This is a genomic window from Fulvivirga sp. M361 (genome assembly GCF_007097395.1).
In the GTDB taxonomy this organism is placed as follows: domain Bacteria; phylum Bacteroidota; class Bacteroidia; order Cytophagales; family Cyclobacteriaceae; genus Fulvivirga.
Genome location: NZ_VKDC01000004.1, coordinates 251810 through 265496 on the forward strand (window position 1 = coordinate 251810; position 13687 = coordinate 265496).

The 13687-nt window shown below is 43.2% G+C and carries 10 protein-coding genes and 1 riboswitch; of the genes, 4 read left to right on the plus strand and 6 right to left on the minus strand.

Translation table 11 applies throughout. The features are described 5' to 3' along the window. Position 1: 1 nt before the first annotated feature. Positions 2–853 (plus strand): prephenate dehydrogenase, encoded by an 852-nt coding sequence (locus FNH22_RS04670; RefSeq protein ID WP_143397175.1) that lies wholly within the window; start codon positions 2–4, stop codon positions 851–853. Here FNH22_RS04670 and FNH22_RS04675 read toward each other — a convergent pair. After that, positions 836–1108 carry a hypothetical protein gene (locus FNH22_RS04675; protein WP_143397176.1) on the minus strand — a complete coding sequence of 91 codons (273 nt, stop codon included), beginning with the start codon at positions 1106–1108 and terminating at the stop codon, positions 836–838. The genes FNH22_RS04670 and FNH22_RS04675 overlap by 18 nt on opposite strands. Here FNH22_RS04675 and FNH22_RS04680 point away from each other — a divergent pair. Further along, the gene (locus tag FNH22_RS04680; RefSeq protein WP_143397177.1) at positions 1093–2976 is read left to right on the plus strand and encodes a sensor histidine kinase; all 1884 of its coding nucleotides are present in this window, start codon (positions 1093–1095) and stop codon (positions 2974–2976) included. The genes FNH22_RS04675 and FNH22_RS04680 overlap by 16 nt on opposite strands. Positions 2977–2989: 13 nt before the next feature. Here the strand turns inward: FNH22_RS04680 and FNH22_RS04685 are convergent, their stop codons facing one another. Genes FNH22_RS04685 through FNH22_RS04695 form a run of 3 tightly spaced genes read right to left on the minus strand, consistent with a single transcriptional unit; the run spans position 2990 to position 6552 of the window. Further along, complete coding sequence (locus tag FNH22_RS04685; protein WP_143397178.1) at positions 2990–4201, minus strand: homoserine dehydrogenase; 1212 nt, start codon at positions 4199–4201, stop codon at positions 2990–2992. Between the two features lie 7 nt (positions 4202–4208). After that, positions 4209–5264 carry a homoserine O-acetyltransferase gene (gene metX, locus FNH22_RS04690; RefSeq protein ID WP_143397179.1) on the minus strand — a complete coding sequence of 352 codons (1056 nt, stop codon included), beginning with the start codon at positions 5262–5264 and terminating at the stop codon, positions 4209–4211. After that, a complete protein-coding gene (locus FNH22_RS04695; protein WP_143397180.1) occupies positions 5221–6552 on the minus strand; it encodes an O-acetylhomoserine aminocarboxypropyltransferase/cysteine synthase family protein in 1332 nt (443 codons plus the stop codon). The genes metX and FNH22_RS04695 overlap by 44 nt, the downstream gene beginning before the upstream one ends. Positions 6553–6808: 256 nt before the next feature. Further along, positions 6809–6941: riboswitch (SAM riboswitch) on the minus strand. Positions 6942–7193: 252 nt separating this feature from the next. Here FNH22_RS04695 and FNH22_RS04700 point away from each other — a divergent pair. Then, on the plus strand, positions 7194–9764 hold the full coding sequence (locus tag FNH22_RS04700) for a M14 family zinc carboxypeptidase (protein ID WP_143397181.1): 2571 nt from the start codon (positions 7194–7196) through the stop codon (positions 9762–9764). 314 nt (positions 9765–10078) lie between these two features. Here FNH22_RS04700 and FNH22_RS04705 read toward each other — a convergent pair whose 3' ends face one another. Together FNH22_RS04705 and gpmI are read right to left on the minus strand one after the other, a co-directional pair. Next, a complete protein-coding gene (locus tag FNH22_RS04705; protein ID WP_143397182.1) occupies positions 10079–10654 on the minus strand; it encodes a hypothetical protein in 576 nt (191 codons plus the stop codon). Continuing rightward, positions 10651–12174: a 2,3-bisphosphoglycerate-independent phosphoglycerate mutase gene (gpmI, locus tag FNH22_RS04710; RefSeq protein WP_143397183.1), complete on the minus strand. Its 1524-nt coding sequence runs from the start codon at positions 12172–12174 to the stop codon at positions 10651–10653. The genes FNH22_RS04705 and gpmI overlap by 4 nt, the downstream gene beginning before the upstream one ends. A 119-nt stretch (positions 12175–12293) precedes the next feature. Between gpmI and radA the strand changes: the two genes are divergently transcribed. Next, positions 12294–13664 carry a DNA repair protein RadA gene (gene radA / locus FNH22_RS04715; protein ID WP_143397184.1) on the plus strand — a complete coding sequence of 457 codons (1371 nt, stop codon included), beginning with the start codon at positions 12294–12296 and terminating at the stop codon, positions 13662–13664. Positions 13665–13687 lie beyond the last annotated feature (23 nt).

The window sequence follows — 13687 nt, forward strand, 5'->3', positions numbered from 1 at the left end:
TATGGAAGTAGCAGTTGTTGGCCTGGGGTTAATGGGAGGCTCTTTGTCTTTATCTCTTCAGCAAGAAGGAAAAGATTATCATTTTATAGGAGTTGATAGCAATGAACAGCATTGCGCCACTGCTCAGGCTTTAGGTATTGTAGAAAAGTGTGTAACCCTTGAACAAGCTGTAGCATCTGTCGACCTGATCGTACTCACTACTCCCGTAGACGTTATTTTAAACATACTTCCCGAACTACTCGACAGGGTAAAGCCAGGACAGGTTATCGTTGATTTCGGCAGTACCAAAGCACTTATATGCCAGCAGGTGAACAATCATATAAACCGCTCACAATATGTAGCCGCACACCCTATGGCGGGAACCGAAAACACAGGGCCCGAAGCAGCTTTCGCGGAACTCTATAAAGGATGTATTAATATTCTTTGTGAAACAGCCCTTTCAAGTAAAGAAGCTCTGAATGTGGCCCGGTGCTTATTTGAAGACCTGGAGATGACCGTCATAGACATGGAAGCGGCTGATCATGATAAACACGTCGCCTATATTTCCCATCTATCCCATGTATCTTCTTTTATGCTAGGGCGAACTGTATTGGATATTGAAAAAGATGAAAAAAACATTTTCAACCTGGCGGGCAGTGGTTTCCAATCTACTGTAAGACTAGCTATGAGCTCACCGGATATGTGGGGGCCTATCTTTTTTCAAAATGCACAGCACATTTCTTTAGCTCTCGAAGAATATATTCGTCATCTCCAGGAATTTAAAGATAAAATTGATTCCAATGACAGGCACTCCTTATTGAAATTGATGAAAGAGGCTAACAACATCCGAAGGATCTTAAAAAAGAAAGACTAGCTTTTCATTCCTTGGCGGAAAGAATAATATCTTTTTAAGACCTAAACAGGTGGTAAGCAGGCATTTTAAATTGGTTTTAAACATTGATTTAGATATTTTTACTTTAAATATTTCCTGAACGGATGTAATCTTCTTTTGTGCTGAGATTTCTTCTTTTTTTTCTTTCTTTTCTCTTTTTACCATTATATCATCATGCTCAGGGTGTTTTAGACCTTGGAAAGCTTGGAGAAAATGAAGTTGTGAAACTCCAAACATACTGGCAGTTCCATTATGGCGATTTTTTGACGGATAAAGAAATGCAGAAGCAGGAGAAAAAGACCTACTTCAAAGCCCCTAATTCATGGACGGGAGAGCTATGGAAGGAGAATGAGATGCCCGCACACGGCTATGCCACCTATTACCTAAAGGTATATGTACCTTCTTCCCAGGAAAAACTGGCCCTTAAAATACCTCCAATGGGTACTGCCAGTAAGCTGATCATTAATGGTACTGTTCTGGCTGAGGTGGGTAGAGTAGGAAAAACAGAGCAACAGGCAGAGCCAGCATATAAGGACATTATTGTTAAAGTCCCTGACCATAAGGGAGAGCTAAATATTGTATTTCATATCTCCAATTTTGACTATCGAAAAGGAGGATTATGGCAGGCCCCGGCACTCGGCTTTACGGACGCTGTATATCAATATAAAGCCAGAAAATACCAACTGGAATTCTTTGTCTTCGGAAGTATTTTTTTCATGGGATTCTACCATTTTGGCCTGTTTTTGTTTGGGTTCAGAAACTCGCTGAACATTATTTTTGGAAGTATTTGCCTGATTTCTGCCATACGCGCTTCTTCCGTAGGCCAGTATGTAATCGTTGATATATTCCCCTCCATCTCCTGGGAATTACTCATACGCATAGAATTCATTAGTTATTTTATGTTCATTACAATTACCGTGTTTTTCATACGTGGCCTTTTCGATAAGATTTTCAGTAAGATGGCCATAAAAATAATAACGGGGGTATTTATTGGCCTTAGCTTTTTGACCATCTTCCTACCAGCCAAACTAAGTTCATATTTAATTCCATTCTCACAGCTGGCTACTATTTCATCTGCACTGTATTGCTTCTTTGTACTAAGTAAGGAAGCTCATAAAAAGAACCTTGAGGCCATTATATTTATGATCGGGTTATCAGCACTGACCTTAGCACTGATCAATGATGCTCTTTTTTACAGTAACATTATACTAAGCGGATCTCTGTTCAATTTTGGGCTCATGTTGTATTTCGTGACACATTCTATGATCCTTGCCCGGCGGTTCAGTTTTGCTTTTTTTGAGGTCAACCGACTTACTATGAAGCTTCAGGGTAGCAATGCCACGCTGGAAAAAAAAGTGCTTTTACGTACTGAAAGGATCGAAAATCAAAAAAATGAACTGGAAACAAAGAATAAAGAACTACAAAAGCTAAACGTAGAAAAAGATGGCTTAATTAGTATTATAGCCCACGACCTGAAAGCACCTTTTAACAGGAGCAAAGGTCTGCTGAACCTGTTGCACTCCAGCGGACCTCTCACTAAAGATCAGGAGGAAGTCATCAATATGATCTATAAATCTACAGATCAAGGATTTGAACTTATTTCAGACCTATTGCTGCTTTATGGTGAAAACCAACTTGTACAAAAAAAGGAACTGATAAATCTGAACAGCTTGCTCAAAGAAACTACTCAGGCGTACAAGAAACTGGCCGCTGCCAAAAAGATCAAATTAAACGTTGAATTAGAGCGCAATACCGTGATGCTGAATACAGACCTCGGACTATTTACCAGAGTATTGGATAATCTGCTAACTAACGCTATTAAATTCACGGATCATGGAAAAAACATCTTTTTAAAACTAAGCAGGGATAATGCACATATATGTATCTCTGTCAAAGATGAAGGGCAGGGCATTCCTGAAGAGGAGCATAATTTATTGTTTAAAAGGTTCCAAACGCTGTCCCCCAAACCTACTGGTGGCGAGGGTAGCACAGGGCTGGGGCTTTCCATCGTAAAACAGATCATGGACGAGCTTTCCGGCACGGTAACCGTGAACAGTCAATCGGGAAAAGGCAGTGAGTTTATATTGAAGTTCCCTTCCTGGTAACCAACCCGCTCACTTAGCCTATTTCATAAGAGTAAGTGAGTCTGTGTATCTCTATCTCTTCTTTTGCCCCGGACGTAAAAATAACATTGGTATCGGCATTAGTCAGCAATTCCTGCAGACTGTCCGTGTTAATTTCACCGATCACATAACCGGAATTCTGTCCAATATATTTTTCTGAAACATTGGTAAATAAGTTAAAATTGACGGGCTGTTCCGGGCTAAAACTGACGTACACTTCTTCAACGGTTGATTGAATGGCCATACTTGAAACCTGCCTTTGGCTGTAACGATAGTTATTTGCAATGGCATTAACATCTGACAGTACTGCAAGACCCGTAGGCAGCTTACCCGCTCCTTTACCCACCAGCACCTGGTCATCGGCAAACGCACCTTGCACCAACACGGCATTATACTCATTTTCCACATGATAAAGCGGACTTTCTTTACTTACAAAATGTGGAGCAACATAGGCAGAAAAATAGTTGTTGTACTTAACCGCCTTAGCAAGCAGTTTAATCTTGAGACCCCTTTCTTTTGCAAATGTTATATCCGATTTGGTGATATCCTGAATGCCCTGATTAAAAATATTATCCGGATGTACGTGAACACCAAAAGCATGTTCTATCACTATGCTCAACTTATATTTTGCATCATAACCTTCCACATCTAATGTAGGATCTGTTTCGGCGAAACCATTTACCTGGGCAGCTTCCAACGCTTCTTTATAGCTCTTATTCTCTTCGATCACCTTGGTCAGAATATAATTGGTGGAGCCATTGAAAATACCTTTTATCTCCAGTACATTTTCCAATGAATAATAGTCTGTCAATGTCTTTATAATGGGAATACTTCCGCACACTGCACCTTCATAGAGTATTGGAGTATCATATTCCTGCTGAAGTGCAATAAGCTTATCCAGGTTTTCCGCTACCATTTTCTTATTGGCACTGATGACGGGTTTACGTTGTCTAAGAGCGTCAGAAACGATCTCAAAGGCCAGTTTGGCATCATCGATAAGTTCTACGATCAGATCAATGTCTTCATCCTCTAAAATGGATTTCGGATCAAACACAAACTTATCTTTGGATAAAGGCCTTTCCTTGTCAAGGTTTTTGACACATATTTTCACTATTTCAGCAGCTACCTGAGGGTTATCACTCAGGGCTTCATGAAGCCCCTGACCTACACATCCAAAACCAAACAATCCTATTTTATATTTCTTCATGATCTTTTTATTCACTGGTTAAAAAGTGTTCTATATGCTTACTGATACTGTTGGCCTCTACTAAAAAACCATCATGGCCGTACAGTGATTCTACCATTTGGAACGTGGCATTCTTCATGTTTTTAGCAATAAATCGCTGTTCAGCCACGGGAAATAGAATATCACTTCTAAGGCCTATGATCAGGCTTTTAGACTGAATGGATTTCAAGGCAGCAGGTACTGAACGGCGGCCTCTCCCTACATTATGACTATCCATGGCCTTGCTCAGGTACCAATAGGCATGAGGTGTAAAACGCCGAACCAGCTTTTCTCCCTGGTAGTACTGGTAACTGCTGGCTTTAAAATCATCTATTTTGTTTTCAAAATCAGTTTGGGTTTTGCGGTACGTATTTTGGTTACGGTATGAGAGCATAGCAATAGCCCTGGCCGCTTTGAGCCCCTTTTCTCCAGCTCCCGGATATTTTTCCTGTAAGGTAGGATCTGCCTCCATGGCCATACGCTGAGCGGTGTTGAATGCTATACCCCAGGCCGAATGCCTTGCATTAGTCGCTATAGCACATACATGTTCAAAAAGATCATTTTCTTCCACAGCCCATTGAAGCAACTGCTGTCCACCCATAGACCCTCCTATACCCAGGTAGATCTTTTCTATGCCCAGATGAACCTTAAGTAACCGATGGGCATTGACCATATCCTTTATAGTGACCGTAGGGAAATCCAGTCCATATTTCTCTCCGGTCACAGCATCATTATGATCTGGTCCGGTAGACCCGTAACATGAGCCCAGCATATTGGCACAGACAATGTAATGATCTTCCGGGTTGATCAGGTGACCATCACCTACCAGTCCGGGCCACCATTCAAAGGGGTCTGCATTGGCCGTTAAGGCATGAAACACCCATACTACATTATCTTTGGCAGGGGTTAACGTACCATGTGTGGTATATGCGATCTCAAGTCCCGGAAGGGAGACGCCCTCCTCCAGGACAAACTCTTGATCGTAATGGAAAATTTCTGATTTAGCCCCCAACAACTTCGCCGGCACTGATTTTACTGAATGCATTCTCTAAATCTGATTTTATATCATCTATATGTTCTATACCTACCGAAATTCTTAATAGGTTGGGCAGCACGCCTGACGCCAGCTGTTCATCGTCCGACAACTGCTGGTGGGTGGTGGCAGAAGGCTGTATGATCAGTGTTTTAGCATCTCCAACATTAGCCAGATGACTGACTAACTTCAGACTATCTACAAATTTTGTCGCCTGCTCTTTGTCACCGGTAAGTACAAAAGACAGTACCCCGCCAAATCCTCTTTTTAAGTATTTCTTAGCCAGTTCGTGATAGGCGCTACTTTCCAATCCGGGATAATTTACTGATGCCACCTCCGGTCTTGCCTCGAGCCATTTGGCCAGTTCCAGTGCATTAGCTACCGTACGTTCCACCCGTAATGAAAGCGTTTCAATCCCCTGGAGTAATAAAAATGAATTAAATGGACTAATAGCCGGACCAAAATCCCTAAGCCCTTCTACTCTGGCCCGGATGGCAAAGGCCACATTAGGAAGTCCAAGTGGATTGTCAAAGCCAAACGTATCCCAAAAATTCAGACCATGATACCCTTCCGAAGGTTCGGTGAATTGTGGGAATTTTCCGTTGCCCCAGTTGTAGTTTCCACTGTCTATGATCACCCCGCCGATAGAAGTGCCATGCCCCCCGATCCACTTTGTGGCAGAAGCAGTCACCACTGAAGCACCATGTTCAATCGGTCTGAAAAGATAGCCTCCTGCTCCAAAGGTATTGTCTACCACCAAGGGGATATCGTATTTTTTAGCCAACACAGCTATAGCGTCAAAATCAGGAATGTTAAAGCCTGGATTACCAATGGTTTCAAGGTATATAGCCTTGGTTTTATCATCAATTAGTTTTTCGAAATCCTCTGCTTTATCACTTTCTGCAAAACGTGTTTCTATTCCCAGCCGTTTAAAAGCTACTTTGAACTGGTTGTACGTTCCTCCGTAAAGGAAGCGGGTAGACAAAAAGTTATCTCCTACGGAAAGAAAGTTATTCAGGGCTATAAACTGAGCTGCTTGTCCGGAACCTACCGCCAACGCTGCTACACCTCCCTCAAGTGCTGCTATACGTTTCTCAAAAACGTCAGTAGTGGGATTCATGATCCGGGTATAAATATTTCCGAACTCTTTCAGCGCAAAGAGGTTAGCTCCGTGTTCTGAGTTTTTAAAAGTATATGAGGTGGTCTGGTACAAAGGAACCGCTCTCGAACGCGATGATTCCTCTACATCTTCATATCCAGCATGAAGCTGAAGTGTTTCAAAGTTTAATTCTTGTGACATGATCTTGATCTTTTAAGTATGTAGTGTTATGAAATGTTTGATTGAATTTGACTTGTAGCTATAGCTATGGCATTAAGCATGCGGAGGATGCCCTCCGGAAACTTATTACCACGCCTGAATAACTATGATACTAGGCGCTGACTAACAGCAACAACAACAATGAATAATACCGGGAGACCCGATAGGATCAAATACTGTTTTTAAGAAAGTGGCTAATAAACCTGTTTGGTGCTGGATCGCTCTTTTCATTACTATCAATTTATATTTTCCCGGTTCACCACTGTGGTAAACCTTCAAGGGATCAGGAATTAGCACCTTTCCATATTTATTAACTTTGGACGGTTGCTAGCGCTTCAACGAGCCTGTCTCTTCACGCTTCTGTATAAATCGATTATCCAAACAGGATGATCGAATTGATTCAGCAAACGTAGCTACGCTAACGAATGTTTCCAAATTATTTCAAAAAATTTTATTCCGTTATTCTGTGGGCCTTCGAAATATTGTGAAGGTATAACGGCATACTATCATCAGGATCCATTCCGCCTAAAGACACTTCGCCCCGATTGTATAGTTTCATGGTAAATCAAAACCAGTATCGTTTAACTTTATTTGTTATCGTTAAAAATCAGAACCTATCACATATGATACGAACCGGCTTACTATCGCTTGCAGGCGTATTAATCATTTCATTTGCCGCCGCCCAGGATTATTTTCTAAAAGATAAAGGCCCTTTTAACAAGGCCATTCCAAGTCCCGAAGAGTTCCTTGGCTATCCTGTTGGCGACCGGCATACCAGACATGACCGGATAGTCGCCTATTTTGAAAAACTGGCTGACCTTTCAGATAGGGCCACCATTACCTACTATGGAAAAACCCATGAGCTACGGCCCCTGGTAATGCTTAATGTAACGGCCCCTGAAAATCACTCGAATATGGAAGATATCCGAAAACAGCACCTGGAAGTAGTAGATCCGGATAAAACGGTCAGTGATTTTTCAGGCTTACCCATTTTTATAAACCTGGGATATAATGTCCATGGTAATGAGCCTTCCAGCGCAGAAGCTGCTTTGTTAACCGCCTATACGCTGGTGGCTTCTCAGCAGGAAAGCATCACCAGTTACCTCCGTGAAGCCGTTATTTTCATAGACCCTACCATTAATCCGGACGGAAGAGACCGTCATACACAATGGGCCAACACCTACCGTGCAAATGTACTCTCAGGTGATCCTATGGAAGCAGAGCACAACGAAGCTTGGCCCAGGGGACGAACCAACCATTATTGGTTTGATCTGAACCGTGATTGGCTGCTGGCTATCCACCCTGAAAGCCGGGGTAAACTGAACTGGTACCACCAATGGTATCCCAACGTTGTAACTGACTTTCATGAAATGGGAACACAAAGCACCTACTTCTTTGAGCCAATGAAGGCCAATGCCTCTTCAAACCCTATCATGCCAAAGGAAAATTACACTACACTGAATGGTACATTTGCAAAATACTTCAAATCAGACCTGGATAAGATCGGGTCGCTGTATTTTACCAAAGAAGTTTTTGACGGGACCTATCCGGGCTACGGTTCTTCTTATCCTGACCTCCAGGGAGGCCTTGCGCTCTTATTTGAACAAGCCAGTTCCAGGGGTCACCTCCAGGAAACTCCTATGGGCGAGATTACCTTTCCATTTACCATTCGCAACCAGTACACATCCAGTTTTGCTACCATCCGGGCCGCCGTAGAAAACAAAGAGCTGCTGTATAGCTATCAACAGGATTTCTTCACATCAGCCATGAGTTTATCAGCCAAAAGTCAGGTAAAGGGTTATGTCTTTGGCGATATAGCGGATAAAAACAGGACAAAGGCCTTTATCGACAAGCTTCTTATTCATAAAATTAAAGTATATGAACTCAGTCAAGAGGTAACAAAAAAAGGGATCCCCTACCGCCCGGGCTCTGCCTACGTGGTCCCAACCCATCAGGAACAATACCGGATGGTACAAACCATGTTTGAAACGTACAATAAATACGTTGACAGTGTATTCTATGATGCTTCTGCCTGGTCAGTGGCTAATTTTTACAATATGCCTTACAGTAGCTACACCGGTAGCATCTCAAGAGGCAAAGAAATTACTGCCGAAAATAATCGGGTAAATACGGTCACATTCCCGTCATCCGACTATGCTTACCTGATACCCTACAATGACTACAACGCGGTTCCGGTACTCTATCAACTACTAAAAGAGGAAGTACGTGTCACAGCAGCTTTTAAACCCTTTAGCTTAGATGGCAAGCAATATGGTTATGGTACTTTGATGGTGCCTGTCTTTAAGCAAAAGGTTTCTAAAGACAGGCTTTATGATATTTTAAAAGAAGCCGGTGAGCAATGGAAGGTAGATGTGATACCTGTGGCTACGGGCTTTTCCACCAGCGGAATTGACCTTGGAAGCCGCTATTTCCTGCCTGTACAAAAACCAAAGGTACTGTTATGGGTGGGAGAAGGCACTTCTTCCTATGAGGCCGGAGAGGTCTGGCACTTACTGGATACGCGAATGCATATGCCCGTGACCAAAGCACGGATACATCAGTTCAGGCAGGTGAACCTTGATAAATATAATACCATGGTGATGATATCCGGCAGTTACAACAGGCTGGATTCTTTAAAAAGACAAAATATCAAAGACTGGGTAGCTGCAGGCAATACACTCATCACGATAAGGAACGCCTCGAAGTGGGCTATTGAAAAGGGCTTAGTTCAGGAGAAGCTCATCGAAGATGAAAGTAATGACGACAAGAAAAATGGTAAGGACAAAAGACCGGTCAGACTCCCTTATGTAGATGCACCTGAAAACCTGGGTAAAAAGCGCGTGGGAGGTGCCATCTTTGAGGTAAACCTGGACCTTACTCATCCGATCGGATTCGGGTTTACAAGACAAAAACTGCCTGTTTACCGTAATAGCGAGGTATGGCTCCGGCCTAGTGAAAACCCTTACGCCACAGTAGCCAAGTACACCCGTAACCCACATATGGATGGGTTTATTACTGAAAATAATCTGAATAACTTTTTAAAGCCTTCGGCTTCACTCATTGTAAGTTCGCTGGGAAAAGGTCGCGTAGTACTTTTTGCTGATAATCCAAATTTCCGAGGTTCATGGTACGGAACTAACCGATTATTCCTGAACGCTCTGTTTTTTGGAAATCATATTAAGGTGCCTGAGTAAGAAGAGTTGAGTGCAAAGAGCATGGAGCATAGCGTTGTGATAGGCTGGCACTAAGTGCTGGATGCTTGTAACTGAACTTATGGGTAAATAGGTTTGACAGGGGATTCTTGCAACTTCATAGCATGCATTCAGGCAACGCCGTAACTCGATCATTATGGTGTAGAGAACAGAGAGATGTTGGATTAAAGGGAAATGACAGCCAGACCAGAACCCTCAAAATTCTGAATTGAACACTCGTTTGGAGTTTTTCTGATTACAACACGCTATGAGAAGACCACTTCTTCTTCCTGTGTCGTCAGTGATGCAAAAAGTAGTTAGTATTTAATCGTGCCTGTGATCTCAAACTTTACCGTATCCTGAAGGATCATCTTTTGAGTTCCTTTGATCTTGTAGCTTTTTAACAGCACCTGATCATGAATGTCTTCAAAGAATAAGGTTACGATTTTTTGGCTGCTGTTGAGTGGATTTTTTTCTTCCCACATTGCCTCAAACTTTCTTAATTCCCCTACCCGCTCCAGGTAATAGAGTTTGAAAAATTTCACTTCAGCATCCACCTTGTCAGTACTCGTCGTCCGAACAGTGAGATTACTGTTTGGATCATCAGTGATCTCAGATACGTATATACCGTCAAGTGTTGGGTTACTGATATCCGCCTTTTTAAGAATATTCAATTCATCCTGCCATTGAACACTATCCGGTGTAAATGTAACCACAGCGGAATCCGCACCTATATACGCTTTTTTCTCTAAGGCCGCGTTGTTTGTATACAACGCGACCTGTTGTGCAGATATAAGACTATCTACTTTGTAATACCGTGATGTGGTATTACTGTTTGACACTTCCTGACACGACCATAGGCCGAGTAGAACAACCCATATACTCAACCTCATTGGGTCAATATATCTCCGTTCATATCAGCAGGTATCTCTACTTTCATGAAATCTAAAATAGTGGGTGCCAGATCGCCAAGTTTACCATCTTTAACAGGGCCGTTAAACGCATTATCAACGAAAATACATGGTACCAGGTTAGTAGTATGGGCTGTGTTAGCGCTACCATCCGCATTGATCATGATATCAGAATTGCCGTGGTCAGCGATTATGATGGTCAAATAGTCATTCCTTAACGCTGCTTCACAAACCATCTTCGCACAACCATCCACTGTTTCACATGCTTTTACGGCTGCTTCAAAAACGCCGGTGTGGCCTACCATGTCCGGGTTAGCGAAGTTCAGGCAAATAAAGTCCGGCCAGCCTGAGTCTATTTCAGGGATGATCTTGTCTCGTATTTCGGCTGCGCTCATTTCAGGCTGAAGATCATACGTAGCTACTTTAGGTGACGGGCACAATATCCTTTTTTCACCTTTAAACTCGTCCTCACGCCCCCCGGAAAAGAAAAAGGTGACGTGCGGATATTTCTCCGTTTCCGCTATTCTGATCTGGTTCTTTTGGTTCCTTTCAAGCACCTCACCCAATGTATTGGTCAGGTTGTCTTTTTCGAAAATTACCTTCACACCGGTAAATGCCTCGTCGTAACGGGCCATGGTAACGTAGTAAAGGTCCAGCTTATGCATGCCATGCTCTGCAAAGTCTTGCTGATTAAGCGCCATGGTGATCTGCCGCCCACGATCGGTACGAAAGTTAAAGCAAATGACAATATCACCTTCTTCAATAGTAGCTACAGGAGCATCATTAGCATCCGTAACACTCAATGGCTTAATGAACTCGTCCGTAACATTATCATCATAGCTCGCCTGAATAGACTTAGACAGATCGGAAGTCTTTTCCCCTTCTCCTTTCACCAAAAGGTCATACGCCAGTTTTACGCGCTCCCAACGTTTATCGCGATCCATGGCATAATAACGGCCAATCACAGAAGCTATTTTTCCTGTGGTTTGATCGGCGTGGTCCTGCACCTCTTGTATATAAGCTTTGCCGCCGTTAGGGTCAGTATCCCTTCCATCGGTAAAGGCATGGATAAATACCTTTTCCAGGCCATGATCAGCTGCCACGGTACAAAGTCCCTTTAAGTGGTTGATATGTGAATGCACACCTCCATCAGACACCAGTCCGATCAAATGCACTTTTTTGTCTTCCGTTTTGGCTTTGACAAACGCTTCCTTAAGCACAGCATTTTCATCAATGGTGCGTTCTTCGAAAGCCTTGTTGATCTTTACCAGGTCCTGGTACACTATACGTCCGGCTCCAATGTTCATATGACCTACTTCCGAATTACCCATCTGACCTTCGGGAAGTCCTACTGCCAAACCTGATGCTTCCAATTTGCTATTGGAATATTTTTCGTAGAGTGAATCTACAAAAGGAGTATTCGCTTTTTCTATCGCTGAGACCTCCGGGTTAGTACCTATTCCCCAGCCGTCTAATATCATTAAAAGTACTTTTTTGCTCATTTTTTTTAGCTGCTTGTGCGGTGCAAAACACGTGAATTTTAGAGTGGTTTTCAACGTCCTATGGAAAAACATTTTGCCCTTTCGTAAGGCCTTGAGCGGTTTTTATATCTTTGATCCATATGGCCAAAAGTAAAACTTCATTTTTCTGTCAGAACTGTGGGTATGAATCTGCCAAATGGCTTGGAAAATGCCCCTCTTGCTCCGAATGGAACACATTTGTAGAAGAAAAAGTACAACCCGCTTCCAGCAAAAATGAATGGCGCCAGGCCAGTCAGTCCAAAAGTAATCGACCTACACTGGTCACCGAGATCACCACGGAGAAAACACCGCGGATAACCAGCAAAAATGCTGAGCTGAACCGGGTGCTGGGCGGTGGTATAGTGCCCGGCGCTGTGGTGCTCATCGCTGGTGAGCCTGGTATCGGGAAATCTACCCTTATGCTTCAAATTGCTATTTCTGTTCAACAGAAGGTGCTGTATGTATCCGGTGAAGAAAGCGAGCAGCAGATCAAAATGCGCGCTGACCGCATGCGTGAAGCATTATCATCGCAGGAGTGCTATGTACTGTCAGAGACTTCCACAGAAGGGATATTTACGCAAATTGAAACGCTAAAACCCGACCTGTTGGTCATAGATTCCGTGCAGACCCTTCACTCCGGACAGGTGGATTCGGCGGCCGGAAGTATTTCACAGGTAAAGCAATGTACCTCAGAGATGATCAAGTACGCCAAAGAAACTGCTACCCCGGTTTTTTTGGTTGGTCATATCACAAAAGACGGCGCCATAGCAGGACCTAAGGTATTGGAACATATGGTGGATACAGTATTGCAGTTTGAAGGAGACCGGCACCTGACCTATCGTATCCTTCGCACTACCAAAAACCGTTTTGGCTCCACTTCGGAACTGGGGATCTATGAGATGTTAAGCTCAGGTTTACGCGAAGTATCCAACCCCTCAGAGATCCTTATCTCCCAAAAAGATGCTGACATAAGCGGTGTAGCCATAGGCGCCACGCTGGAAGGAAACCGCCCGCTACTGATCGAAATACAGGCGCTGGTAAGTAATGCTGCTTACGGCACCCCACAACGTACTTCCACCGGGTTTGACGGCAAAAGATTAAACATGTTACTGGCTGTATTGGAAAAGCGCTGTGGATTTCGCCTGGGGCTTCAGGATGTTTTCCTGAATATGGCCGGTGGCATTAAAGTAGAAGACCCGGCCATTGACCTGGCCGTATGTGCAGCCATAGTTTCTTCATTGGAGGAAATAACAGTCTCAGAAAAAGTATGTTTCGCAGCTGAAGTAGGCCTGGGAGGAGAGTTGCGAACGGTAAACCGGCTGGATGCCCGTATAGCCGAGGCTGAGAAATTAGGGTTTGAAGAAATCTATATTTCCAAGTATGGTATGAAGGCACTAGAGAATGGTAAGCACACCATTAAGGTCCATGCCTTTTCTAAATTGAACCAGGTGTTTGGAGAGTTATTTGGTTAATTTACTCGCATTATCGATCCTAC